This is a genomic window from Pseudomonas brassicacearum, assembly GCF_918698105.1.
Lineage (GTDB): Bacteria > Pseudomonadota > Gammaproteobacteria > Pseudomonadales > Pseudomonadaceae > Aquipseudomonas > Aquipseudomonas brassicacearum_F.
In genome coordinates this window covers 54,785-77,470 of sequence record NZ_CAKKMI010000024.1, presented here as the reverse complement: position 1 = coordinate 77,470, position 22,686 = coordinate 54,785, and the positions used below count along the sequence as shown (strand labels likewise).

The 22,686-nt window shown below is 61.0% G+C and carries 23 protein-coding genes; 3 read left to right on the top strand and 20 right to left on the bottom strand.

Annotated elements, in window-relative coordinates; genetic code table 11:
• The first annotated feature begins 379 nt into the window (after positions 1–379).
• Positions 380–1,192 carry a c-type cytochrome gene (locus LQ215_RS12165; protein WP_230150054.1) on the top strand — a complete coding sequence of 271 codons (813 nt, stop codon included), beginning with the start codon at positions 380–382 and terminating at the stop codon, positions 1,190–1,192.
• Between the two features lie 128 nt (positions 1,193–1,320).
• Here the strand turns inward: LQ215_RS12165 and LQ215_RS12160 are convergent, their stop codons facing one another.
• The 14 genes from LQ215_RS12160 to LQ215_RS12095 form a co-directional block, all read right to left on the bottom strand.
• Complete coding sequence (locus LQ215_RS12160; RefSeq protein WP_230150052.1) at positions 1,321–2,124, bottom strand: transglutaminase family protein; 804 nt, start codon at positions 2,122–2,124, stop codon at positions 1,321–1,323.
• Entirely contained in the window at positions 2,121–3,071 is a 951-nt protein-coding gene (locus LQ215_RS12155) for an alpha-E domain-containing protein (RefSeq protein ID WP_230150049.1), read from the bottom strand. Before LQ215_RS12155 ends, LQ215_RS12160 begins: the two co-directional genes overlap by 4 nt.
• Before the next feature lie 9 nt (positions 3,072–3,080).
• The gene (locus LQ215_RS12150) at positions 3,081–4,490 is read right to left on the bottom strand and encodes a circularly permuted type 2 ATP-grasp protein (protein WP_003204177.1); all 1,410 of its coding nucleotides are present in this window, start codon (positions 4,488–4,490) and stop codon (positions 3,081–3,083) included.
• 390 nt (positions 4,491–4,880) lie between these two features.
• Positions 4,881–5,222 (bottom strand): ribonuclease E inhibitor RraB, encoded by a 342-nt coding sequence (locus tag LQ215_RS12145; RefSeq protein WP_003179463.1) that lies wholly within the window; start codon positions 5,220–5,222, stop codon positions 4,881–4,883.
• Positions 5,223–5,423: 201 nt separating this feature from the next.
• Positions 5,424–5,660 carry a hypothetical protein gene (locus LQ215_RS12140; protein WP_003204179.1) on the bottom strand — a complete coding sequence of 79 codons (237 nt, stop codon included), beginning with the start codon at positions 5,658–5,660 and terminating at the stop codon, positions 5,424–5,426.
• 140 nt (positions 5,661–5,800) lie between these two features.
• Positions 5,801–6,409 (bottom strand): START domain-containing protein, encoded by a 609-nt coding sequence (locus LQ215_RS12135; protein ID WP_230150047.1) that lies wholly within the window; start codon positions 6,407–6,409, stop codon positions 5,801–5,803.
• 53 nt (positions 6,410–6,462) lie between these two features.
• Positions 6,463–6,717, bottom strand: coding sequence for a YkgJ family cysteine cluster protein (locus LQ215_RS12130; protein WP_230150045.1), 255 nt, complete (start codon positions 6,715–6,717; stop codon positions 6,463–6,465).
• Positions 6,718–6,869: 152 nt separating this feature from the next.
• On the bottom strand, positions 6,870–7,346 hold the full coding sequence (locus LQ215_RS12125) for a translation initiation factor 2 (protein ID WP_230150067.1): 477 nt from the start codon (positions 7,344–7,346) through the stop codon (positions 6,870–6,872).
• A gap of 85 nt (positions 7,347–7,431) precedes the next feature.
• Entirely contained in the window at positions 7,432–8,874 is a 1,443-nt protein-coding gene (locus LQ215_RS12120) for a PLP-dependent aminotransferase family protein (protein ID WP_230150043.1), read from the bottom strand.
• 200 nt (positions 8,875–9,074) lie between these two features.
• Complete coding sequence (locus tag LQ215_RS12115) at positions 9,075–9,884, bottom strand: OmpA family protein (RefSeq protein ID WP_058544284.1); 810 nt, start codon at positions 9,882–9,884, stop codon at positions 9,075–9,077.
• Positions 9,881–10,240, bottom strand: coding sequence for a DUF4398 domain-containing protein (locus LQ215_RS12110; protein WP_230150041.1), 360 nt, complete (start codon positions 10,238–10,240; stop codon positions 9,881–9,883). The genes LQ215_RS12115 and LQ215_RS12110 overlap by 4 nt, the downstream gene beginning before the upstream one ends.
• A 9-nt stretch (positions 10,241–10,249) precedes the next feature.
• Positions 10,250–11,074, bottom strand: coding sequence for a substrate-binding periplasmic protein (locus tag LQ215_RS12105; RefSeq protein ID WP_230150039.1), 825 nt, complete (start codon positions 11,072–11,074; stop codon positions 10,250–10,252).
• 75 nt (positions 11,075–11,149) lie between these two features.
• Complete coding sequence (locus tag LQ215_RS12100; protein ID WP_230150037.1) at positions 11,150–12,079, bottom strand: electron transfer flavoprotein subunit alpha/FixB family protein; 930 nt, start codon at positions 12,077–12,079, stop codon at positions 11,150–11,152.
• 2 nt (positions 12,080–12,081) lie between these two features.
• Positions 12,082–12,831 (bottom strand): electron transfer flavoprotein subunit beta/FixA family protein, encoded by a 750-nt coding sequence (locus LQ215_RS12095; RefSeq protein ID WP_014339477.1) that lies wholly within the window; start codon positions 12,829–12,831, stop codon positions 12,082–12,084.
• Positions 12,832–13,377: 546 nt separating this feature from the next.
• Here LQ215_RS12095 and LQ215_RS12090 point away from each other — a divergent pair.
• On the top strand, positions 13,378–15,042 hold the full coding sequence (locus tag LQ215_RS12090) for an electron transfer flavoprotein-ubiquinone oxidoreductase (RefSeq protein WP_230150036.1): 1,665 nt from the start codon (positions 13,378–13,380) through the stop codon (positions 15,040–15,042).
• Positions 15,043–15,225: 183 nt separating this feature from the next.
• Here the strand turns inward: LQ215_RS12090 and LQ215_RS12085 are convergent, their stop codons facing one another.
• A complete protein-coding gene (locus tag LQ215_RS12085) occupies positions 15,226–16,116 on the bottom strand; it encodes an AraC family transcriptional regulator (protein WP_230150034.1) in 891 nt (296 codons plus the stop codon).
• Positions 16,117–16,295: 179 nt separating this feature from the next.
• Here LQ215_RS12085 and LQ215_RS12080 point away from each other — a divergent pair, with 179 nt between their 5' ends.
• Positions 16,296–17,348, top strand: coding sequence for an NAD(P)-dependent alcohol dehydrogenase (locus LQ215_RS12080; protein ID WP_230150032.1), 1,053 nt, complete (start codon positions 16,296–16,298; stop codon positions 17,346–17,348).
• Between the two features lie 6 nt (positions 17,349–17,354).
• On the opposite strand, the gene LQ215_RS12075 is transcribed toward LQ215_RS12080, so the two are convergent.
• From LQ215_RS12075 to LQ215_RS12055, 5 genes are all read right to left on the bottom strand, one after another.
• The gene (locus LQ215_RS12075) at positions 17,355–18,158 is read right to left on the bottom strand and encodes an IclR family transcriptional regulator (RefSeq protein ID WP_013693986.1); all 804 of its coding nucleotides are present in this window, start codon (positions 18,156–18,158) and stop codon (positions 17,355–17,357) included.
• A gap of 60 nt (positions 18,159–18,218) precedes the next feature.
• The gene (locus LQ215_RS12070; RefSeq protein ID WP_230150030.1) at positions 18,219–19,529 is read right to left on the bottom strand and encodes an MFS transporter; all 1,311 of its coding nucleotides are present in this window, start codon (positions 19,527–19,529) and stop codon (positions 18,219–18,221) included.
• Between the two features lie 216 nt (positions 19,530–19,745).
• Complete coding sequence (gene dgoD, locus LQ215_RS12065) at positions 19,746–20,894, bottom strand: galactonate dehydratase (RefSeq protein ID WP_003179439.1); 1,149 nt, start codon at positions 20,892–20,894, stop codon at positions 19,746–19,748.
• Between the two features lie 49 nt (positions 20,895–20,943).
• Positions 20,944–21,564 (bottom strand): 2-dehydro-3-deoxy-6-phosphogalactonate aldolase, encoded by a 621-nt coding sequence (locus LQ215_RS12060; protein WP_003204208.1) that lies wholly within the window; start codon positions 21,562–21,564, stop codon positions 20,944–20,946.
• A gap of 19 nt (positions 21,565–21,583) precedes the next feature.
• Positions 21,584–22,564: a 2-dehydro-3-deoxygalactonokinase gene (locus tag LQ215_RS12055; protein WP_230150028.1), complete on the bottom strand. Its 981-nt coding sequence runs from the start codon at positions 22,562–22,564 to the stop codon at positions 21,584–21,586.
• Positions 22,565–22,686: the final 122 nt, after the last annotated feature.

Here is a 22,686-nt window from a genome sequence, read left to right as displayed (position 1 = left end):
ATTGGATCTAAGCCAAGGCGGCCGCGGCCCCTAATGTAATCCTTGTACAAGAACGTCGTCGGGTTTTGCCGAGGCCCTTGTCAAACAGGAAGTGCAACGCCAGCCGCCATGGATATGCAGGCTGGCTTTTAGGAAATAACAATAAAGGCGGGTCAGCCATGTTCAAACATTCGAAAGTTCGCCAAGCCGGACTCATTCTCTTTGCCACGACGCTGCTGTTGATTTTGCCGAATATCACCAAGGTGATTGGCTGAATCCTGCGCGAGGGCATCTGCATCATCCATTAGTTGTGTCGCCAAAAAATGTGACGGGTTCTCTGTTCGAGCCGCGATGGCTGTGCCAACCTTTGCGGCACCCCTCGACATGGAAGGCGATCGACTTGAAAGCGCTTATTGTGTTCGGGGCGTTGCTGCTCAGCACGCCCCTTTATGCCGCGCAACTGGTGCTGGAGTTGGGCGCGGGCACGCGCACCTGGCAAACCGAAGAACTACTCAAGCACCCGGACGCTCAAACGGTCCAGATCATTGATGACGTTTCCTACAAGAAACCGATGAGCTATCGAGCCGTGCCGCTGACGGCGCTGTTGACGGGCGTCCAAGCGGACGACCATCTGCAAGCCGTCGCCCTGGACGGCTTCGCTGCCGAAATGCCTGCGGCGCCGTTACTCAAAAAAAGTGGGGCCCGGGCCTGGCTGGCGATCGAGGACCCGGCCAAGCCCTGGCCGCCGCTAGGGGAAGGCAAGCACAGTGCCGGACCTTTCTACCTGGTCTGGACCGATCCGCAGGCTGGCCACATCAGCCCGGAACAATGGCCCTACGCGGTGGCGACCATCAAGCGCCTGTCGGCCGTGACCGAGCGCTTTCCGGCCCTGCTGCCGGCGCCCAACCTGGCCAAGGACGACCCGGTCAATAAAGGTTTCGAGCTGTTCCAGAAAAACTGCCTGGCGTGCCATCGGCTCAATGGCGCGGGTGATGCACAGTTCGGCCCTGACCTGAACATCCCCTTCAACCCGACCGAATACTTCTCCGGGGATTTCCTCAAGCGCTACATTCGCGACCCGCAAGCGCTGCGACGCTGGCCCCAGGGCAAGATGCCCGGGTTCTCGGATGCGGTGCTGCCGGATTCGGAGCTGGATTTGCTGGTGGGTTATTTGAAGCATATGGCGGGACGCAAGCAGCCGTTGGCCCCGTGAGATTGCTTTTTGTGGCGAGGGAGCTTGCTCCCGCTGGGCTGCGCAGCAGCCCCCTTAAAAAGCTTGCGAGCGCTTCGCACTCGAGCGGGAGCAAGCTCCCTCGCCACAAAAGCTCGCTCACTAGATGATTATTGCTGTTGCACCGTGATCACCGGCGCTGGTGGCACGACCAGCTTGGCATGCATCTGCTCGCAACCACCGCCGCGGCGCATGCCGCGCACCGGGCAGGCGTCCAGGTAATCCAGGCCCACGGCCAGCTTCAGGTGACGCTCCGGGCGGGCCAGTTGGTTGGTCACGTCGAAGCTGTACCAGGCGTCATCAAGCCAGGCTTCTGCCCAGGCGTGGCTTGCCAGGTGTTCGCTCTCTTCGCTGAACAGATACCCCGAGACATACCGCGCCGGCACCCCCACACTACGGGCGCAGGCCAGGAAGGCGTGGGTGTGATCCTGGCACACCCCGCTACGACCGGCAAAAGCCTGGGCCGCACTGGTCTCCACCTCAGTGGCGCCAGGGGTGTAGATCATGTGCTGGTTCAGCCCGTGCATCAGGTCGATCAGCGCCGTGCGATCGCGACGCTGCTGGCATTGCTGCGCGGCGAAGGTTCGAAGGGCCTCGTCCGCCTCGGTCAGCCGGGTGAAGCGCAGGAATGGCAGCGCTGACTGGCTCTCGTGCTCGGCTTCGCGCAATGGATCGATATCCACCTGTCCGCGGGCACCGATGACGACCGTTTCGTGGGGTTCGTCCAAGGTCAGTACGTGAAGGATGTTGCCGAACGGATCCAGCTGCGCGCGCACCGGCCGGGGCAAATCCAGTTGCCAGCTCAGCACATGCTGGCGTTCGCTGTCGTGGGGTGTCAGGCGCAGGTACTGGATGCTGGCGCGCACCTGATCTTCATAGTGGTAGGCCGTTTCGTGGCTGATCGAGAGTCTCATATGACCTCCAGGTAGGCACTGTGAATGGCATTGCCCAGTTCACGGACCCGTGGGATGAATTCGGTGAGCCAGGCATGCAGGCCCCCGTCGAGGATTTCGTTGATGCCGGTGAAGCGCAGGCGTGCGTCCATCTCCGCCGCCAGCCGTTGTGCCTGCCGACCGTTGGTGCCCGGCAGGCTCGCAAGGATCTGGTTGATTTCTTCGGTACAGGCGCGTAGCGAACGCGGCACATCGGCACGCAACAGCAGCAACTCAGCCACATGACGAGCGCCCGGGGCGTCACGGTAGATCTCGGTGTAGGCCTCGAAGGACGACAAGGCGCGCAACAAGGCGCTCCATTGGTAATACGCGTGGGCCGTGCCGTCGCGGACCGTGTCGGCCTGGTCACCGGCCATTTCGTAGCGGGCATCGAGCAAGCGCAGGGTGTTGTCGGCCCTTTCGATGAAGGTTCCCAGGCGAATGAAGCGGAACGCATCATTACGCATGATGGTGCCGTAGGTTGCGCCGCGAAACAGATGGGATCGTTCCTTGATCCACTCGCAGAAACGGCTCATGCCGTAGCGATTCAAGCCTTGCTCGGCGATACCGCGAATTTCCAGCCAGGTGGCGTTGATGTTCTCCCACATGTCGGCGGTGATGCGCCCACGTACCGCGTGGGCACTGGCCCGTGCGGAGCCAAGGCAGCTGTAAATGCTGGCCGGGTTGGCTGCGTCCAAGGCAAAGAAATGCAGCAGGCGCTCGGCATGCAGATCGCCGTGTCGCTCCCGGTAATCGTCCAGCGTGCCAGTGATCAGCAACGGCATGGCCAACTCGTGCAGACCGTCGCCACGCCCGTCCTGGGGCATCAGTGACAACGAATAGCTGACGTCGAGCATCCGTGCGAGGTTTTCCGCGCGCTCCAGATAGCGCGACATCCAGTACAGGTCCGAGGCGGTTCTACTCAGCATGGCAGCTCCTCAATCCTCGACGACCCAAGTGTCCTTGGTGCCACCGCCCTGGGATGAATTCACCACCAGGGAGCCTTCGCGCAGCGCCACCCGTGTCAGCCCGCCAGGCACCACACGGGTCTCACGGCCAGCGAGCACAAACGGCCGCAAGTCGATGTGGCGCGGGGCGATGCCGTTTTCGACAAAGGTCGGGCAGGTCGAGAGCGACAACGTCGGCTGGGCGATGTAGGCGTGCGGCTTGGCCTTGATCCGCTCGCGGAAGGCATCGATCTGCGCCGTCGTCGCGGCCGGCCCCACCAGCATTCCATAACCGCCGGAACCCTGGGTTTCCTTGACCACCAGGTCGGGAAGATTCGCCAGCACGTGGGAAAGTTCGGCGGGATTACGACATTGCCATGTAGGAACGTTCTTCAGGATCGGTTCTTCATCCAGGTAAAAACGGATCATGTCGGTGACGAATGGGTACACCGACTTGTCGTCCGCCACGCCCGTGCCGATGGCATTGGCCAGCACAACGTTGCCGGAACGGTAGGAGGACAACAGGCCCGGCACCCCGAGCATCGAGTCCGGATTGAAGGCCAGTGGATCGAGGAACGCGTCGTCGAGGCGACGGTAGATCACATCCACCGCTTTCGGGCCGTCGGTGGTGCGCATGAACACTTTGTCATCGCGCACGAACAGGTCCGCGCCTTCCACCAACTCCACACCCATCTCCCGGGCCAGGAACGCGTGCTCGAAGAACGCGCTGTTGAAACGCCCCGGCGTGAGCACCACGACGCTGGGGTCGTCCAGCGGGCTGGAGCTTTTCAGGGTGTCGAGCAGCAGGTTCGGATAATGGTCGATGGGGGCGATGCGTTGGGCGGCGAACAGTTCGGGGAACAGGCGCATCATCATCTTGCGGTCTTCGAGCATGTAGCTGACGCCGCTGGGCGTACGAAGATTGTCTTCGAGCACGTAGTACGTGCCGTCACCGTCGCGCACCAGATCGACACCGCAAATGTGCGCGTAGATATCACGGTGCAGGTCAAGGCCCTGCATCGCCAGTTGGTACTGCTCGTTGGCCAGTACCTGTTCGGCGGGAATGATGCCGGCCCGGATGATACGTTGTTCATGGTAGAGGTCGGCCAGGAACATGTTCAGCGCCTTGACCCGCTGGATGCAGCCGCGTTCGACCACCCGCCATTCACTGGCCGGGATGCTGCGCGGGATCGTGTCGAAAGGGATCAGGCGTTCCGTCCCCTGCTCGTCCCCGTAGAGCGTGAACGTAATGCCGGCACGATGAAACAACAGGTCGGCTTCGCGCCTGCGTTGCGCCAGCAGCTCGTCAGGCGTTTCAGCCAGCCAGCGGGCAAACGCCTGGTAATGCGGGCGGACCTGGCCGTTGGCATCGTACATTTCATCAAAACCGCTGCGGATCATGCCGTACTCCTTGTCACCCTGGCAGCAAGGCTTCGCAAGCCCCGTGCCATCGGCATAAACGCTTTATGATCAACGGGTTGGATTCTCCTCTGACGGGCCGCGCACTTTTATAGTGCAGCAAATGCCCCCACCCCGCTGCCCCCCGCTTCATTGCGACGCAGGGGCGTCGCTCTGCTGAGCATAGTCACGGAAAAACGACGCGGCTTGATCTGGATACAGTTAGGTACAAAACCTGGGGAAGTGATTGCGGTGTGTCTGCGGGTAATGATGTGGGTTGTGCAGCCGCCATCGCGAGCAAGCTCGGCGCCCACAGGGATACTCGGTTAGCTCACAGACATGAAAACGGCCGACACAAAGGTCAGCCGTTGCTGTGGTGGCGGTGAGTGATTGTCAGGCCTGCAGGCGCCGGATCTCTTGCTTGACACCCCAGCCCTCGATCACACCACCCAAGGGTTCGACGACTGCCTCGAAGTCTTGCTCGAAGTCGCCAATGTCATCGTAAGTGGCGTACATCACCCGGCTCAGTTCCAATGACCAAGCCCCGTCGTCCCGTGCACTGATCTGCGCGTTCAACGATTCTCCCCGAAAATGACCTGCCGCCCTGCGCGCCCGCTCCTCGTCCGGGAAAATGGCGTAGAACTCAATGGGATGGAATCGGGAAAAATCGAAACCGCCTTCTTTCATGCGGCGCAATACGCTGGTGCTGATGTCTTCTTGATAGGCTGTGCTCATGAAACGTCCTCCTGAAACCAATGGATAGACTTTCCGTCTTCCCGTGCGTGAAGCCCTCAGGCTGCAAGCGGTACGGCATCAAATGGCCGTCGGGACACAAGCATGTAGCTGACAAGACCGGACCTTCGCGATCCTTTCGCTGATCTCAATTGCAGAGTAGCCGCAAGTGATGGCCACTGCCAAGCGAGACCAGGCAACGTTTCATGAAATCGGTGTAATGCTGATGATTTCAATGCTGTGCTGGGACTTGAGGTTCTTGACGGTGGGATCTTCGGTGCGACCTTCCAGGTCGTTGAGGTCCAGTTGGGCGGGCACGGGCAGCAATTTTTCGCGAATCAGTTGTGCAGCCTGCTCCATCGTAGGCTCCTGCTCGTAGTCGAACTGCTCGGCGATGGCTTCGCCATGATCATCTACGAAAGTGATTTCCCACTTCTGCATCGGTGTCTCCTTGATCAATTCAGGGCCTGGCTTACCTGTATCTCGACATTGAGGGCCGGACAATCGTTCCGCCGGGTGTCTGGACGGCGCACATGAAAAGACCGCCTCGGGGGCGGTCTCTTTTGTGCAGCCTTGGCCGATTACTTTTCGGCGCGTTCCTTCAGGGCCTTGAGGGTGTTGAACGGCGCATCCACCACGAACTTGTTCGCCAGCCAGGACGGCACGTCACCCCCTGGTTCGGTGTGGACCTGGTAGGTCACTTCGATCTGGTCCGCGCCCATAGGCTTGAATGTCCAGAAACCATCGACCTGGGCCACTCGCACGAAACCTTTCTCCTCGGGGAGGTATTTCGGCACGCCCTTGAGCTTGCGGGTCAGGCTGCCGTCGGCGCCCTCCTCGGTGGTGACTTCCAGCACCGAGTCCCGGGACGTCACCGGCCATGGTGTGTTGAATTGAGTGTAGGTCCAGCTCTGATTGCCTTCGTGCTTGAGCAGTTTCTGGCTCTTGCACTCATGAATCCAGACACAGGCACCGGGAACGTCTTCCTGCAGGGCCCGCAGCTTGGCCATGGTGGTTTTCATTACCGTCACGCCGCGATAGGCCTTGTACTTGGAGCCTGCCACCTCACTGAGGGAAACCTTGATGCCGTCCTTCTCCTTGGCAACCTGCCAGTCCTCTGCCTGAGCGGTGGCCGTTGCCAGCAACACGGTCAACCCACACAACACAGCCATACGATGCAGCGAACCCATAATTCTTTTCCTTATTGTCCAAGTTCGTTCAGTTAGATCCGTTCATTGACTCATTACGCTGCCGTGATTTGCTCCCACCAACCGATCAGTCGGATGGCTTCTTCACTGCTGCTGCCGCACATCTCGATGTCGGCTTCGAACGCCGAGCACACCGCTGGACGTTCCGGCTGGCCGAAAATCCGGCACAGGTTATCGACCGACAATTGCGCGCAACGTTCTCCCGCCGGTTTGCCTTGCGGCATGCCCGGGATAGATGAGCTGATGGACGGGGCGATGCAACAGGCGCCACAGCCTTCACGGCATTTCATGACGACAACATCCTCACGACAGGTAGGTAATGGTTAATAACAGAACACAGAGTAACGGCTAAAACACTTGTTTTAAATTACTGGCTGCGTGTTTTTTTGCCCACGGCAAGGTGACCGAACAGTCAGCGACGAGCGACAGGCCTGTCGAAGGTTTATTGCTTGAATTCGAAGTCCAGCGCCGCGCCTTCCACCTCGTTGCGCTCCTGGTTGCGCAGTGGCAGCTGCATTTCGTTGCTCAACAGACGACCATTGAGTTGAAACGGCCCGGGCTTCTCGCCGAACATCGACGGCAAGAGAGGTTCACGCTTGGATTGCAGCACCTTACCCGGGGGCTGCAGTTTATCGACCATCTCATGGGGCAAGCTCAGGTCCAGCTTGGTCGGCGGCAATGGGGTCTTGGCGACCTCGTGGGCGGATTTGCTCTTGGAAGAGATGGGCGCGCGTTTTTTCTTCGCGGAAGCTGCCTTTTTAGTGGAAGGCTTCTTGGTCACTGCAGTTTTTTTCGACGTATCTTTCGAGGCACTGGCGACCGGTTTTTCCTGCGCTGGCGCTGCCGCGACGACACCTCCCATGTGGAAGACATTCAACAGGCCGATCAAAACCCAGGCAGCAGGAACAATGGCTTTCATAGACACTACAGCATTGACGGCAGAGACCCCCATGCTCGCCTGATAATGGGGCGCTGACAAGCACATCGAGCTAAGCCGCTGACATCTAAAGAAATCCGTTGGCCGTCTCCTGGCACAATTGAGTGGCCAACAACCCCAGCGTCATCAAGGCCCGCTCCGCCTCCCGGTTCCAAGGGACACCGCAGTTCAAGCGAATGCAGTGGTTGAACTGCTCGGTGTTACTGAAAATCAGCCCCGGCGCGATACTGATGCCTTGCTGCAACGCCCGCACATGCAACTCCTGGGTATTGACCCGCCCCGGCAAACTGACCCACAGGATGAAGCCTCCCGTGGGACGGCTCATCTGCGTGCCTTCCGGGAAGTACTGCTGCACCGCCAGCTGAAAGGCGCTGAGGTTTTTGCGGTACTCCTGGCGGATATAGCGCAAGTGCCGGTCATAGCCGCCGTTTTCCAGGTACGCGGCAATGCCCATCTGCGTGACGCTGCACGCCGAGTGCGTGCTGAAGGTCTGGAGCCGCTGGATTTCCTGCTGGAATTTGCCCGCGATCATCCAGCCGATGCGCACACCCGGCGACAACGTCTTGGAAAAGCTCGAACAGTAGATGACCCGGTCCAGCCGGTCGTAGGCCTTGAGGGCCTTGGTGCGCCCCTGCTCAAACATCAACTCGCCATAGATATCGTCCTCGACGATCTGGATGTCGAAGTCCGACGCCAGGCGCAGCAGCTGCTTTTGCCGCTCTTCCGGCATGGTGCCACCGAGAGGATTGCTCAGGCGCGTGGTCAGCACCAGCGCTTTGATCGACCACTGGTTGGCCGCCAGTTGCAAGGCCTCCAGGCTCATGCCGGTGACCGGGTCGCTGGGGATCTCGATAACCTTGAGGCCCAACAGATCCGCCAGTTGCAGCAAGCCGTAATAGGTCGGCGACTCGGCGGCGATCAAGTCTCCCGGCCGCGTTAGCACCCGCAAGGACATCTGCAGCGCATCGACGCAGCCGTGGGTGATCACCACCTCGGAAGGGTCCACCACGACGCCGGCATCGCGCATCCGAATCGCCACTTGGCGGCGCAACGGCTCGAAACCCGGGCTGAACATGTAGCTGAAAGCCCGCGGGCTATGGAAGCGCGTGACCTTGGCCAATTGCTGATGCAGGGCCCGGACAGGCAGATAGTCGACACTCGGCACCGCCGCTCCCAGGGGAAACACCCCTTCGCGGCGCGATTCGACCAAAACCTGCTGGATGATGCTGCTGCGCGTCACCAGCCCCGGACGCTCTACCCGGGCAATGTCCGGTGTCGGCGCCGTCAGGGCCGGCGTCTGGTGCACGTAGTAGCCCGATTGCGGTCGTGCGCGAATCAGCCCCTGGTCTTCAAGGTTGGCGTAGGCCTGCAGCACCGTGGCATGACTGACATTGAGCTGCGAGCTCATCTTGCGCACCGACGGCACGCGTTCACCGGGCTGATACACACCGCGCCGGATGTCTTCAGCCAGCTGTTGAGCAATACGTTGATAGAGCAAGAGGTTGGTCATGACGCAGCACTCGATTTCACGGGCATTTTATTCTTGTCGGAAACGATACCGGAACAGTTTAGAAGTGTACTGGGACAGTTGCCAGATTACTCGACAGTACAGTGGAGTGACAGCTCTAACTGTACCCCTTGTGGGACAATCTGCGAGCCCAAAAAAACCCGGCGCCATTGAAGGGGCCGGGTTTTCCAGTGACGCAGCCCTCAGCGGGCGGCGCCGAGCTGGCCTTTTTCGTCGGAGAACACAATTTCAACGCGACGGTTCTGTGCCCGGCCACGCTCGGAAGCGTTGACGTCTACCGGGTATTGATCACCGTAGCCTTCGACCTGGATACGTTTTTCGTCGATCCCCAGGTCCACCAGTACATCCGCCACCGCTTGCGCGCGGTCGCGAGACAGCTTGAGGTTTTCCTGCTTGCCGCCGGTGCTGTCGGTGTATCCCTCGATGCGGACCACGCGCTTGGGGTTGAGCTGCAGGAATTGCACGATCTTGAGCACGACCCGGTTGGCCGAGCTCTTCAGCTCCGCTTCGCCGGTGTCGAACAGCACGTCCCCCAAGGTCATCACCAAACCGCGATCGGTTTGTGTGGTCGCCATCGCCATGATCTGTTCTTCAAGCCATTTGCCCTGCTGCTGCACGCTTAGCAACTTGGACTCACGCAGGGCCAATTGCAGGCGCTGGCGTTCCAGTTCGAGCTTCGCCGCACGTTCTTCGTTGAGCACCTGGTTGCTGTGCTCCCGGGCGATCGCACTGTAGCGCTGGCTCAGGTAGGCGTAATGCTGCACATCTTCGCCGCTGCCCCAGTAGCTGGACAAACGATCGGCGCGGGCCAGGGATTCACCAGCACGGATCACGTCCCGGGGCGCGGCACGCAATACGTTGGCATCTTCCTTGACCTTCTGGAAGTCGGTGCTGGCCTGCTCGAGCGCCGCTTCGCTGCGCTGGCCGGCGCAGCCATACAAGCTGGCCAGGCCGGCGAGGACCAGGCCGCCCAATACGTGGGAGTGCTTCATTGGGCATCCTCCCTCAATTGTTTGCGCAAGCGCTTGATGCGGGTGTCGAGCACGTTCAGTTGCTCCTGGCTCTTGAGGGTCAGCACCTTCGCTTCAGCCAGGCGGGCGTCGAGTTCGGCCTGTTCGGCCCGCATGCGCGCCTTCTTGTAGGATTCGTCGGCCATGTTGGATCTGGCGCGGGCGAACTTTTCTTCAGCCATTTTCAATTCGGGCACCTCGTCGGCAGTAGCGCCAACGGCCCGGGCTTGCTCCAGTGCCTGTTCGGTCAGGCGGATCTGTTCATTCGGCGCCGGATCGGCTGCGCAGCCCGCCAGAGCCAGAACGGCCAGGGCAGCGAAAAGAGGTCGAATAGTCACTAATGTTCCCTACTGTTTTGGGGCGCTGGCAGATGGCTGCAACTGTGTATTCCAACGCTCGAGATTACGTTGCAACACAGCCTCCGCCAGGCCGGACGCGGCCAATTCTGTCATCTTTTGCGCCAGCTGTCCGCGTAACCATGGGTCATTGCAGGCAGAGTTATGGGAAACCGCGAGGAACAGCCCGGGTTTGTCCACCGGTTGCGGTGCGGCTTGCAGATCGTTGGCCATCCCCAGTGTCTGCGCCATTGCCAAGCCCGAGTAGCGCCCCGCCAGGACATATTCCACCTCGCCCAGTAGCAGTTTCTGAAAGGCCTGGGTCAGGTTGGGCGTGCGCACCAGGGACAATTGCTGCTCGGCAAAGACGCCGAATCCTGGGGTCATGCGAGACTTTTCCGACAAGGCCCCGGGATGACCGTGAAGGTCTTCGAGTTGGTTGATGACCAGGGTCGAGTCCTTGCGGGTCCAGATCAGGTAATCGTTTTCGAGCAAGGGCGGATGAACGTAATCCAACACTTCAAGCCCGGCGGCCGTCAGCGGAGCATCGGTGAGCAGGTCCATGCGTCCACTGCGCACTTCGTCCAACGCCTGGGCGCGCTTGCCGGCATACAACAATTCGATCTTGATCCCCAGTTCTTGCGCGACGTGCGCCAGCAGGTCGGCACCAGCGCCAATCAGGTGCTTGGGGTCCTGAGGGTCTTGCCAGAGGTAAGGCGGTGCGTCCGGGCTACCGGTGGCGATCAGGCGTTCGCATTTGCCGGCGGCGACAGACAGGCCTGGCATGAGCGCCAACGTCCACAACAACGACCAGCCGGCCAAACGACGCAGATCCATGGCAATACGCTCCTCTGAGGCAGAAATAAAAAGCCCGGCCAAAGGGCCGGGCTCTTTATAAGTGAAGACGCCGGATTAGACCAGCTTCTCCAGCTCTGGGATGGCTTCGAACAAGTCCGCCACCAGGCCGTAGTCGGCCACTTGGAAGATCGGCGCTTCTTCGTCCTTGTTGATCGCAACGATCACCTTGGAGTCTTTCATGCCGGCCAAGTGCTGGATCGCGCCGGAGATACCGACGGCGATGTACAGCTGTGGTGCAACGATCTTGCCGGTCTGGCCGACCTGCATGTCGTTGGGTACGAAACCGGCGTCGACCGCGGCGCGGGAAGCACCGACGGCGGCGCCGAGCTTGTCGGCCAGGGCGTACAGGTGCTTGAAGTTGTCACCGTTCTGCATGCCACGGCCGCCGGAAACGACAATCTTGGCAGCAGTCAGTTCAGGACGATCGGACTTGGCCAGTTCTTCGTTGACGAAGCTGGAGATGCCGGCGTCATGGGCAGCGCCGACGGCTTCAATGGCAGCCGAGCCACCTTCGGCGGCAACCGGGTCGAAGCCGGTGGCGCGGACGGTGATGACCTTGACCGCAGCGGTCGATTGCACGGTGGCAATGGCGTTGCCTGCGTAGATCGGACGCTTGAAGGTGTCGGCGCTTTCTACCGAGATGATTTCGGAGATCTGGTCGACGTCCAGTGCAGCGGCCACGCGCGGCAGGATGTTCTTGCCGTTGGAAGTGGCGGCAGCCAGGATGTGGCTGTAGCCCTTGCCAAGCTCGGCAACCAGCGGCGCAACGTTTTCCGGCAGTTGATGTGCGTAGGCAGCGTTGTCAGCCGACAGCACTTTGGCCACGCCAGCGATTTTCGCAGCGGCTTCAGCCACGGCGCCAGCGCCCTGGCCAGCGACCAGCACGTGAATGTCGCCACCGATTTTGGCAGCGGCAGCAACGGTGTTCAGCGTGGCTGGAGCCAGCGCCTTGTTATCGTGTTCGGCGATTACGAGGATAGTCATGATCAGATCACCTTCGCTTCGTTTTTCAGTTTCTCGACCAGTTCAGCCACCGACTTGACCTTGATGCCCGCGCTGCGTGCAGCCGGCGCTTCGACCTTGAGGGTCTTGTTGGTGGAGGCGGTGGAAACGCCCAAAGCGTCAGGCGTCAGCACTTCAAGCGGCTTCTTCTTGGCTTTCATGATGTTTGGCAGAGACGCATAACGCGGCTCGTTCAAACGCAGGTCGGTGGTGACGATGGCCGGCAGTTTCAGGGAAACGGTCTGCGCGCCGCCGTCGATCTCGCGAGTCACGGCAACGCTGTCGCCGGACACTTCGACCTTGGACGCGAAGGTGCCCTGACCGTAGCCGCTCAATGCAGCGAGCATCTGGCCGGTCTGGTTGTTGTCGCTGTCGATGGCCTGCTTGCCGAGGATCACCAGCGATGGCTGTTCCTTGTCGACAACGGCCTTGAGCAGCTTGGCCACGGCCAGGGATGTCAGGTCTTCGGCGGATTCGACGAGGATGGCGCGATCGGCACCCAGTGCCAGCGCGGTGCGCAGTTGCTCCTGGGCGGTGGTCGGGCCGATGGAGACGACGACGATTTCCGTTGCCACGCCTTTCTCTTTCAGGCGTACGGCTTCTTCCACGGCGATTTCGCAGAAAGGGTTCATCGACATCTTGACGTTGGCGAGGTCGACGCCGGAGTTGTCCGCCTTGACGCGAACCTTGACGTTATAGTCGACCACTCGTTTGACAGCTACAAGAACCTTCATGGATTCCTCGTTACTCTCCGGTGAAAAAAAGTCGCCTAGGCGAACCTGGCGGTTGATGCTCATGGGCGCAAGGGCACCTCTAAAAACGCCGGCATGAACCACACATGACCCAGCTCACGGGAGTGAAGACCATTCGTCAGTGATGACCGATGAGTCATTCATTATCGCGGCGTGTAAACTGCGCGTCAGAACCACGCAATGCGTCACTTTGTGCTGCCTTCGCCCTGTCTTTAGAGGTGCTCTTGAAACCAACAGTCAGCCTACGGCGAGCGCAAAACCGCCCGTATCTTGACCGGAACGCCTATTCCGGTCAATACGGCAAAATGGTCAGTCATAAGCCGTACGTCAGTGATTTATCTGGGCTGCGGCAATTTCAAACAAACGTTTGTATTGGACCCTGAGAGTGGTGTAGATATAATGCGCCGCTTAAGAGAGACCCGCGTCTCATCCATTGTCGCTTTCGTCGCTTTTCGCGAAGGAAACAACGGATGCAACGCCAAACCTCCAATTAGAAAAAACCGTGAGCCTTGAGTAGGAGAGAGCCCTGTGGAACGCGAATACATGGAATTCGACGTGGTCATCGTCGGCGCAGGCCCCGCTGGCCTGTCTGCCGCTTGCCGACTGAAACAGAAGGCCGCCGAAGCCGGTAAGGAAATCAGCGTCTGCGTGGTCGAAAAAGGCTCCGAGGTCGGTGCGCACATCCTCTCCGGTGCGGTGTTCGAGCCCCGCGCCCTGAACGAACTGTTCCCGGACTGGAAAGAACTCGGCGCGCCGCTGAACACGCCCGTCGTGCGCGATGACATTTATGTCCTGAGAAACGCCGAGGCCGCGAGCAAAATCCCTGACTTCTTCGTGCCCAAGACCATGCACAACGAAGGCAACTATATTATTTCCCTGGGCAACCTGTGCCGCTGGCTGGCCCAGCAGGCCGAGAACCTGGGCGTGGAGATCTACCCGGGCTTCGCCGCCCAGGAAGCGCTGTTCGACGAGAACGGCGTGGTGCGCGGGATCATCACCGGCGACCTGGGTGTCGACCGTGAAGGCCATCCGAAGGAAGGCCTCTACACCCCTGGCATGGAACTGCGTGGCAAGTACACGCTGTTCGCCGAAGGCTGCCGTGGCCACATCGGCAAGCAACTGATCAAGCGCTTTAACCTGGACAGCGAGGCCGACGCCCAGCACTACGGCATCGGCCTGAAGGAAATCTGGGAAATCGACCCGGCCAAGCATCAACCCGGCCTGGTGGTGCACACCGCCGGCTGGCCGCTGGACATCATGGGCACCGAGAACACCGGCGGTTCCTTCCTCTATCACCTGGAAAACAACCAGGTGGTGGTCGGCCTGATCGTCGACCTGTCCTACAGCAACACCTTCCTGTCGCCGTTCGACGAGTTCCAACGCCTCAAGCATCACCCGGTGCTCAAGCAGTACCTGGAAGGCGGCAAGCGCGTCAGCTACGGCGCCCGCGCCATCTGCAAGGGCGGCCTGAACTCGCTGCCGAAAATGGTCTTCAAGGGCGGCGCGCTGATCGGTTGCGACCTCGGCACCCTGAACTTCGCCAAGATCAAGGGCAGCCACACCGCCATGAAGTCCGGCATGCTTGCCGCCGATGCCGTGGCCGAGCGCTTGTTCGCCGAGTCCGAAGGCGGTGATGAACTGACCGCCTACGTCGACAGCTTCAAGAACAGCTGGCTGTATGAAGAGCTGTTCGCCAGCCGTAACTTCGGCGCAGCGATCCACAAATACGGCGCAATCATCGGTGGCGGCTTCAACTGGCTCGACCAGAACATCCTTGGCGGCAAAATGCCGTTCACCCTGCACGACACCAAGCCCGACTACGCTTGCCTCAAGCTGGCAGCCGATTGCAAGAAGATTGACTACCCGAAACCGGACGGCAAGATCAGCTTCGACAAACTCAGCTCGGTGTTCATCTCCGGTACCAACCATGAAGAAGAACAGCCTTGCCATCTGAAGCTGACCGACCCGAGCATTCCGATCAGCAAGAACCTGCCGTTGTACGACGAACCGGCCCAGCGCTACTGCCCAGCCGGCGTGTACGAAGTGGTGACCAAGGAAGACGGCGAGAAGCGCTTCCAGATCAACGCCCAGAACTGCGTGCACTGCAAGACCTGTGACATCAAGGACCCTTCGCAGAACATCACCTGGGTGTCGCCGGAAGGCGCTGGCGGACCGACTTACCCGAACATGTAAGCCGTTGCGCTGAACATCAAGGCTCCCGTAATGGGGGCCTTTTTATTGCCTGCCATCCAAGCAGTACCACAGCCCGATGTGGGAGCGAGCTTGCTCGCAATAGCGATTTTTCATTCAACACAGATGTCGGCTGACACACCGCTATCGCGAGCAAGCTCGCTCCCACAGGGGATCCCGAGTGGATCAAGCGGCGCGCTCTTCCCCAGGGTTGCGCTCGAAGTAGCGCTTGTACTCCCGACTGAACTGCGACGAGCTCTGATACCCCACCTGGTGCGCGACCTGTGCCACGCCCATGCCCTCGGTGAGCAGCAGCCGCTGGGCCTTGAGCAGACGCAAGCGCTTGAGGTACTGCACCGGCGACAGCAAGGTGCTGCGCTTGAAATGCTCGTGGAAGGTCGAAGCGCTCATGTTCGCGCAACCGGCCAAGGTCTCGACGTTCAGCGGCTCAGTGAAGTGCGCATGCAAATGGCTCAGGGCCGCGGCAATCCGGGCGAATTGGCCTTGCTGCTCCACCAGCGCCCGCAGCACATCGGCCTGGGGCCCGCGCAACGCGACGAACAGCAGCTCGCGCAGCCGCGCCTGGCCCATGACCTGGCATTCCAGTGGGTCGTGCAAGCAACGCAACAAGCGTTCGACACACCCACGCATGGCGTCGTCGAGCACCGCGCAGGTCATTGATTCCGGCGTCTGCGGCGCCAGGTGCCGCCCCGGTACCAGCCCCATGGCCAGCACCAGCTCCCCCAGCATCGCCCGATCGATCGCGACGGAAACCCCAAGCAGCGGAGCATTGGGCATGGCGTAGGTTTCGCATTCGAACGGCACCGGCAAGGCCTGGATCAGATAGTGCCCGGCGCCATATTCCATTGTCCGCGGCCCCAGGTACGCCAGTTTGCTGCCCTGGGCAATGATCACCAGGCTCGGCTCGTAGAGCTGCGGGCCACGGGCGACATCCTGGCTGGCCCGAAGCGCATGGACACCGGGCAGTGGCGTCGGGACGAAACCATCGCGGGTCGCCAAGGGTTCTATCAATGAAACCAGCGTAGCGTTGGCATCAAGATGACGGGTCAACAACATAGGCGAAAACTTCACAAAAAAAGGGATGAAACCATCATCGCAGGTCTGACGCCACAGAGGATCAAATCCTGGCCAAGACCGGAGGATTAGGCATGACAGGCGGAGGAATCGCCATCGCCACCTGTCGCCGGTACTCCCAGAATGAAACCCTCAACGTTCATTGCTTAGCGAGGTCCATCATGTACACCGCCATCGGATATGCCGCTCAATCGGCCACCACTCCCCTCGCCCCCATAAAGTTCGAGCGTCGCAGCCCGCGAGCCGACGATGTGGCGATCGACATTCTCTACTGCGGCGTCTGCCATTCCGACATCCACCAGGCCCGAAATGAATGGGGCATCGCCGTTTACCCGCTGATGCCCGGCCATGAAATCATCGGCAAAGTCACCGCCGTCGGTGCGGACGTCACCCGCTATAAAGTCGGTGATCTGGTGGGCGTTGGCTGCATGGTCGACTCTTGCCGCGAGTGCGAAGCCTGCCGCGCTGACTTGGAGCAATACTGTTTCGAAGGCATGACCCAGACCTACGCCAGCCCGGACCGCGTAAGTGGCGGCCACACCATGGGCGGTTACTCCAACAGCATCGTGGTCAACGAACACTTTGTGCTGCGCATTCCGGCAGCACTCGACCCGGCCAGCGCCGCACCACTGCTCTGCGCTGGCATCACCACCTACTCGCCCCTCAAGCACTACGGTGTGAAGGCTGGCGACAAGGTTGGCGTGCTGGGCATGGGCGGCCTGGGCCACATGGGTATCAAGTTCGCCAAGGCCATGGGCGCAGAAGTCACATTGTTCACCCGTTCGGCGAGCAAGGCCGAAGAAGCCCGTCGCCAGGGTGCGGACCATGTGATCGTATCCACCGACGCCGAACAGATGGCCGCCGCAGCCGGACGATTCCACTTCCTGCTGGATACCATTCCAGTGCAGCACGACCTCAATCCCTACCTCGACACGCTGCGTTTCGACGGCGTGCATATCCTGGTGGGTCTGGTCGAACCAATCGATCCGCCAGTACATGCGGCAAAACTGATCCTGGGTCGTCGGGTCCTGGCCGGTTCGCTGATCGGCGGTATCGCCGAAACCCAGGAAGTGCTGGATTTCTGCGCCGAACACAACATCAGCTGCGACATTGAAATGCTCGACATCCGCCAGATCAACGAGGCCTACAGCCGCATGATCGCCGGGGATGTGAAATACCGCTTTGTCATCGACATGGCTACGCTCAAGGCCTGACGTTCGTCAAACCTTGGCGCCCAGTTCCGCCGACAGCCGGGCTGTGACCCCTTTGACCAGGGGAATCAGCTCGGCCATCTTTTCCAGCGGCATGTACGGCACGGTGCTGGCGATGCTGATACCGGCGACGATGCGCTTGCCGGCGTCACGGATCGGCGCCGCCACACAGCGAATCGACGGTTCGTTGTCCTCCAGGTCGAAGGCATAGCCCCCCGCCACATATTCCACCATCCGTTGCTGGAACTGTTCCCAGGATTGCTCCTGATGCTGGGGCCAGAACTGATTCTTCCCACCGGCTGGCAGGCTGATTTCATACAGCCGCTTCCATTGTTCCTGCGAGTCATCGAGCATCAGCGCCTTGCCGATCCCGGTACGCGCCAACGGCATGCGATGGCCTACGCGCGAGCGCATTTCCGGGCCGTTGCGCCCCGGATTCTTCAGCAGGTACAAGACTTCGTCACCTTCGCGAATCGCCAGGTGAACGGTGTCCCCGGTGAGCGCCGACAGCTCGTCCAGGTACGGTCCCGCCAGGCTCACCAGGGGCAACTCTTCCCGGGCCTGAAAGCCCAGCTCGATCAATTTCGGCCCCAGCAGGTAGCCCACTTGCGGCACCACGCGCAGGTAACGTTCGTCCACCAGGCAACTGGCCAGGCGATGGGTGGTGCTGCGGGTGGTGCCGATCAGCCGGGCGATTTCCTTCAAGTCACGGGCGCCGCTGGCGACCGCCTGGACCACCCCCAGGCCACGCAGCAATGTCTGCGTGCCCGTAGGCGCGGCGTCCTTGGTGATTTTTGGATCGTCTTGCTGCATAGCCGGCCTTCAACAGTGAGCGGGGGAACGGGCGGCATTATGGTCGCCCGCCCCGTCGGACTACAACTCGATGCGCTCGACCTTCCCAACCAACAGGATGTAGGACAGCGCCCCAGCCAATGCCAGAACAGCGATATAGGTGATGGCCGGGGCAAACGAATCGCCGCTGGCGAGAAAGCCAATGACGATCGGCGTGGTGATGGCCGCCAGGTTGCCGATGAGGTTGAACACCCCGCCGGTCAGCCCGAGCAGTCGCGCCGGGGCCAAGGTGGAGACCAGCGACCAGGTGATCGACGCCAGGCCATTGCCGAAGAATGCCAGGGCCAGGAAGGCAATCACCAACGGCGTCGACTCGACAAAGTTGGCGCCGATGATCGAGGTCGAGATCAGCAACCCGCCAATGATCGGCAGCTTGCGCGCAAACCCCACGGTGGCGCCGCGGCGAATCAGCCAGTCGGAGAAGAACCCGGAACACAGCACGCCGACAAACGCCGCGAGAAACGGCAACGACGCCAGCAGGCCGGACTTGATGAAGTCCATGCCGCGGTATTTCACCAGGTAGGTCGGGAACCACGTCAGGAAAAACCACAGCGTGGAGTTCAGGCAGAACTGCCCCAGGTAAATGCCCCACAATTTGCGTTGGGTCAGGACAATCCCCAGGTCGGTCCAGCTGAATTTCGCCTTGGCCTTGGCGGTATCGGCCTGGATATCCACCAACCCGCCGCCTTCGCGGATCAGTTCTATTTCGGCGGCGTTGGCGCCTTTGAAATCCCGTGGTTCGCGATACACCGCGTACCAGATCGCCGCCCAGAGAATGCCCACCGCGCCCGTGGCGACAAACACCATGTGCCAACCGAAGGTGTGTTGCAGCCAGGCCAATACCGGGGTCAGGAAGGCCAGCCCGACAAACTGCCCGGAGGTGTAGAAACCGATGGCCGTGGCCCGCTCGCGCTCAGGAAACCAAGTGGTGACCACGCGGCTGTTGATCGGATAAGCCGGCGCTTCCAGGGCACCGACCGCCATGCGCAGCACAAACAGCGCAATGAAACTGGCGGCGAAACCCAGCATCACCGTGGCCACCGACCACAGCAGCAGTGCCACGCTGTACAGAATGCGCGGCGGCACCCGGTCCACCAGCCAGCCACCGGGGATCTGCATGGCGGCGTAGGTCCAGCCGAACGCCGAGAAAATCAGCCCGACGTGGATCGGATCGATGCCCAGGTCGCTGGTCAATGCGGGGGCGGCGATCGAGAGGTTGCTGCGGTCCAGGTAGTTGATCACTACGGTGATGAACAGCAGGACCATGATGAAAAAACGCTTGCGGCTGGGCGTCACCAACGACGCTTGCGCGCTCAGGGTGTGCGCTTGCATGTGAGGTGCCTCTTTTTATGTTTATTGAGGAAACGGGCGCATCGAAGAAGATCTCCCTGCTTGCGAAGATCCAACTGTGGGAGCGAGCTTGCTCGCGATGACGGTGTGTCAGCTAGCGCATGGGTGACTGATACATTGCCATCGCGAGCAAGCTCGCTCCCACAGGGGATGTGGGTGTGTTAGGACCACAGGGATTTTGAGTGGGTCAGGCGTGACTCACCACTCGGCAAAACTGCCATCGGCATGGCGCCAGATCGGGTTGCGCCAGCGGTGGCCGATGGCCGCGCGCTCGATGACGTACTCTTCGTTGATCTCGATGCCCAGGCCCGGGCCATTGGGGATCTTCACAAAGCCCTTGTCGTAGTCGAACACCTGCGGATCCTTGATGTAATCCAGCAGGTCGTTGCTCTCGTTGTAGTGGATACCCAGGCTCTGTTCCTGGATAAACGCGTTGTAGCAGACCGCATCCAGTTGCAGGCACGCCGCCAGGGCGATCGGGCCCAGCGGGCAGTGCAGCGCCAGCGCCACATCGTAGGCCTCGGCCATGTTGGCGATCTTGCGGGTTTCGGTGATGCCGCCGGCGTGGGACGCATCCGGCTGGATGATGTCCACGTAGCCTTCGCTGAGTACACGCTTGAAGTCCCAGCGCGAGAACAACCGCTCGCCCAGGGCAATCGGGGTGCTGGTCAGCGGCGCCAACTCCTTGAGGGCTTCGTAGTTTTCGCTGAGCACTGGCTCTTCGATGAACATCAGCTTGTAGGGGTCGAGTTCCTTCATCAACACCTTGGCCATCGGCTTGTGCACCCGGCCGTGGAAGTCCACGCCAATGCCGACGTTCGGTCCTACCGCATCGCGCACCGCCGCGACGTTGGCCAGGGCCAGGTCGACTTTTTCAAAGGTGTCGAGAAACTGCAGCTCTTCGGTGCCGTTCATCTTCACAGCGGTGAAGCCCCGCGCCACGGCTTCTTTCGCCGCGCGAGCGGTGTCCGCCGGGCGGTCGCCGCCGATCCACGAATACACACGGATCTTGTCGCGCACCTGGCCGCCCAGTAGGTCGCTGACCGACACGCCCAGGGCCTTGCCCTTGATGTCCCACAACGCTTGGTCGATGCCGGCCAGGGCGCTCATGTGAATGGCCCCGCCGCGGTAGAAGCCGCCGCGATAAAGCACGGTCCAGATGTCTTCGATGTTGCGTGGGTCTTTGCCGATCAGGTAGTCGGACAATTCTTCGACAGCCGCCGCCACCGTGTGGGCACGGCCTTCGACCACGGGCTCGCCCCAACCGGTCACGCCCTCGTCGGTTTCGACCTTGAGGAAGCACCAGCGCGGCGGAACGATAAACGTGGTCAGCTTGGTGATTTTCATCTTGTTGTCTCTCTTGTCAGATGCAGCGCACGGGGCGCTGGAAAAGTCTTCAGTTCAAGGCATTCCATGCGGCCACGTAGGCCTTGGCGCGCACCGCCACTTCATCCGCCGTCAGGCCCGGCTTGAACAGCCCGGAACCGAGGCCGAAGCCCTTGACGCCGGCTTCGACGAACACCGCCATGTTGTCCGGCGTAATCCCGCCCACCGGCACCAGCACGGTCCCGGCCGGCAGCACCGCGAGCCAGGCCTTGACCACCGCCGGGCCCATTTGCTCGGCGGGGAACATCTTCAGTACATGGGCGCCTTCGGCCAGCGCGGCAAAGGCTTCGGTGGGCGTGGCGACGCCTGGCGACAGGTACAAGCCCGCCGCCTTCGCCGCCCGCAGCACCTTCGGATCACTGTGAGGCATGACGATCACTTGGCCGCCGGCGGCTTTCACCTGCTCGACCTGTTCCGGCGTGAGCACGGTACCGGCACCGATCAGGCAATCGGCGGGCAAAGTACTGCGCAGGATGCGGATGCTTTCGTACGGTTCGGGGGAATTGAGCGGCACTTCGATAACGCGAAATCCGGCGCTGTACAGGACTTCGCCGATGGCCGCGGCCTCTTCGGGACGCAGACCACGCAGGATCGCGATCAGCCCGTTGTGCGCCAGTGCTTGGGTGAGCATGTCAGACCTCCAGTCAGGTTCAGGGGGCGGTGGAATCGAGCAACCCGGCCGCCACGGCCAGTTGCCACAAACCGCGTTCGGTGGCCTGTTCGGCCAGGATCACCCGGGCGAAACCGCAGGCGTCGAGGGCCCGTTGATAACGGACACAGAGTTGGGAGTTGCCGATCAGCACCACCGTCGGCAGGTGCAGGCTGTCACGTCGCCGACGCTGCACCTCGGCCAGCGCCACCAGCTCATGGCCGATCAGCAGGCCCGAGAGGTAATCGGCCTGGGCGCTGGCCTGCAGTTCGCCGGTCAAGCCCAAGCTGCGGGCGCTGAACACCGTGGACAACGGCCCGATCTGGCCGTCCACCGACAACGCCACCTGCACGCCACGATCAAAGGCCACGCCATCGAAGGTGGTACCCCGTTGCTGGGTGCGGCCGAGAATGCTGTGGTCACTGAGCACGGCGAAGATCTCGCCGGTCATGAAGGTGTCGAAATGCACAATGCAGCCTTCGGCCACTTCCACCCATTTCGAATGACTGCCGGGCAGGCCGATCAGCACCGCTTCGTCCGGCAGGCTGTGCAGGGCACCGAGCACCTGGGTTTCTTCACCGCGCATGACATTGGGCAAGCGTGAACGCTGGATCACGCCGGGCACGATGTGCACATCGACACCGCGAAGACTGCGAACGGTTTGTAGGGAATGTCCGAGATTGGCGACGTTGGCCGGTGTGTCGCAGTAAGGCGCTTCACGCCAGCCCTGAGCACTGCCGACCATGCCGCAGGCAATCACCGGCAAGCCTGGCTGTGCATCGAGCCAGTCGCCGCAGGCCTCGTCGAAGGCCAGTTCGAAACCGTCGATGCACACCCGGCCGGCCACGGTTCGCGGCCCGGGAGGCAACTGCATGATCCCCGATGACAGCGAGCGCTGCTCGAGCACCTCGCCACCGGCTGCGAGTTTGTAAGCCCGTAATGAGGTGGTCCCCCAATCGAGCGCGATCAATTGCGCCTGCATCCGCTTCACCTGTTCTGTTTTTTGGCAGTGAGTGCAACGGACTATAAACCTGGGCGCGACAAAATCTCAATATATAAATATCACTCCCACATATTGGGATCTATCAGGCCAACCACAAAGCC

Coding starts and splice junctions, on each gene's coding strand:
- LQ215_RS12100 (WP_230150037.1), bottom strand. CDS start 12,079: ATGACTATCCTCGTAATCGCCGAACACGATAACAAGGCGCTGGCTCCA.
- LQ215_RS12080 (WP_230150032.1), top strand. CDS start 16,296: ATGTACACCGCCATCGGATATGCCGCTCAATCGGCCACCACTCCCCTC.
- LQ215_RS12135 (WP_230150047.1), bottom strand. CDS start 6,409: ATGGGTTCGCTGCATCGTATGGCTGTGTTGTGTGGGTTGACCGTGTTG.
- LQ215_RS12150 (WP_003204177.1), bottom strand. CDS start 4,490: ATGATCCGCAGCGGTTTTGATGAAATGTACGATGCCAACGGCCAGGTC.
- LQ215_RS12130 (WP_230150045.1), bottom strand. CDS start 6,717: ATGAAATGCCGTGAAGGCTGTGGCGCCTGTTGCATCGCCCCGTCCATC.
- LQ215_RS12140 (WP_003204179.1), bottom strand. CDS start 5,660: ATGCAGAAGTGGGAAATCACTTTCGTAGATGATCATGGCGAAGCCATC.
- LQ215_RS12160 (WP_230150052.1), bottom strand. CDS start 2,124: ATGAGACTCTCGATCAGCCACGAAACGGCCTACCACTATGAAGATCAG.
- LQ215_RS12075 (WP_013693986.1), bottom strand. CDS start 18,158: ATGCAGCAAGACGATCCAAAAATCACCAAGGACGCCGCGCCTACGGGC.
- LQ215_RS12115 (WP_058544284.1), bottom strand. CDS start 9,884: ATGAAGCACTCCCACGTATTGGGCGGCCTGGTCCTCGCCGGCCTGGCC.
- LQ215_RS12060 (WP_003204208.1), bottom strand. CDS start 21,564: ATGCTCACCCAAGCACTGGCGCACAACGGGCTGATCGCGATCCTGCGT.
- LQ215_RS12145 (WP_003179463.1), bottom strand. CDS start 5,222: ATGAGCACAGCCTATCAAGAAGACATCAGCACCAGCGTATTGCGCCGC.
- dgoD (WP_003179439.1), bottom strand. CDS start 20,894: ATGAAAATCACCAAGCTGACCACGTTTATCGTTCCGCCGCGCTGGTGC.
- LQ215_RS12120 (WP_230150043.1), bottom strand. CDS start 8,874: ATGACCAACCTCTTGCTCTATCAACGTATTGCTCAACAGCTGGCTGAA.
- LQ215_RS12070 (WP_230150030.1), bottom strand. CDS start 19,529: ATGCAAGCGCACACCCTGAGCGCGCAAGCGTCGTTGGTGACGCCCAGC.
- LQ215_RS12105 (WP_230150039.1), bottom strand. CDS start 11,074: ATGGATCTGCGTCGTTTGGCCGGCTGGTCGTTGTTGTGGACGTTGGCG.
- LQ215_RS12155 (WP_230150049.1), bottom strand. CDS start 3,071: ATGCTGAGTAGAACCGCCTCGGACCTGTACTGGATGTCGCGCTATCTG.
- LQ215_RS12085 (WP_230150034.1), bottom strand. CDS start 16,116: ATGTTGTTGACCCGTCATCTTGATGCCAACGCTACGCTGGTTTCATTG.
- LQ215_RS12055 (WP_230150028.1), bottom strand. CDS start 22,564: ATGCAGGCGCAATTGATCGCGCTCGATTGGGGGACCACCTCATTACGG.
- LQ215_RS12125 (WP_230150067.1), bottom strand. CDS start 7,346: ATGAAAGCCATTGTTCCTGCTGCCTGGGTTTTGATCGGCCTGTTGAAT.
- LQ215_RS12095 (WP_014339477.1), bottom strand. CDS start 12,831: ATGAAGGTTCTTGTAGCTGTCAAACGAGTGGTCGACTATAACGTCAAG.